We start from the raw sequence: 968 nt of genomic DNA, 5'->3' as shown, positions 1-968 counted from the left end.
CACCATCGGAAGCTAGCGACCAAGAGTGGAAACCTAACCGTAGGGCAGGTCAAACTGTCACCTATCCATGCGGCAGTCCCATGTTCCCAGTTCCGGTAGAGGTCGCGGTGCAGAGAGTCGAGGAAGAACATTCTCGGTATCGACGGTCTCGTGTCGGGATCGGCTGGCGCGTGGTAATCGAGGTGCTCGGCGATGACGGCATGGCCGGTGTGGTTCCAGGCGAGCACGTCGCCGCGGCGTCCGAGCACGATCGCGGGCACGCTCTCCCCCAACGAGCGGAGCAAGGTCAGCACGGGTGGGGCGGGGGTCTCCGATGCGGGACGGACGAGCCGGGGCATGGCGGGTCGGTGGGCGAGGTTGCGCAGGTGGGTCAGCTCGGCTTTGTCGAGGCCGAGCACACGGGCGAGCGCATCGACGACCTGAGGTGAGGCGGTTCCTGCCTGGTCCTGCTCCAGCCTGGTGTAGTAGCCGACGCTCACGCCGGCGAGCTGAGCGAGCTCCTCGCGTCGTAGGCCGGGCACACGGCGGATTGCGCCGTAGGCGCGAAGGCCGACCTCGTCCGGGGTGACGCGGTCGCGTCGTGTCTTGAGGAACACGCCGAGGGTATCGGTCTGCATGTCTTCGATGGTATGCCGCGACGGGCACGTCGAGCCTGCACCTGTCACGTGTACCCACGACAGAGGGATGGCTGTTGCCGGGTCGCGTTTCGAGGATGGGACGTATGAGTGAAGCAAAAGACCCCTCGTCATTAGTATCGGCGACCTCCCAGACAGCAGCGTCATCGGAAAAAGCCGGTCGGCGGGCCTGGATCGGGCTGCTGATTGTGCTCGGCCCCGTCCTGCTGGTCTCGATGGACGGCTCGGTGCTGTTCCTGGCCATGCCTACGATCACCCACGCCCTCGCTCGGGACTGCCGCACGAACAGGTGACAGTTGGGGTGTCAGGCCGCGAGGTCCACGGCCGGGTTCA

2 protein-coding genes are annotated in these 968 nt (G+C 65.8%); one reads left to right on the top strand and one right to left on the bottom strand.

Annotation, left to right across the window (positions count from 1 at the left end; genetic code table 11):
* Positions 1-617, bottom strand: a 617-nt coding sequence (locus FSY66_RS12415) for a helix-turn-helix domain-containing protein (RefSeq protein ID WP_144795399.1), incomplete at its 3' end; no start/stop codon positions are given.
* A gap of 104 nt (positions 618-721) precedes the next feature.
* Here FSY66_RS12415 and FSY66_RS12410 point away from each other — a divergent pair.
* Entirely contained in the window at positions 722-928 is a 207-nt protein-coding gene (locus tag FSY66_RS12410) for a hypothetical protein (protein ID WP_144795397.1), read from the top strand.
* Positions 929-968 lie beyond the last annotated feature (40 nt).

It is taken from the genome of Kocuria palustris (assembly GCF_007666205.1).
GTDB classification, from domain to species: domain Bacteria; phylum Actinomycetota; class Actinomycetes; order Actinomycetales; family Micrococcaceae; genus Kocuria; species Kocuria palustris_A.
This window is presented reverse-complemented; position numbering and strand designations above follow the sequence as displayed.

Bases quoted from the DNA above. Each gene is read 5' to 3' on its own strand.
- FSY66_RS12410 (WP_144795397.1), top strand. From the start codon at position 722: ATGAGTGAAGCAAAAGACCCCTCGTCATTAGTATCGGCGACCTCCCAG.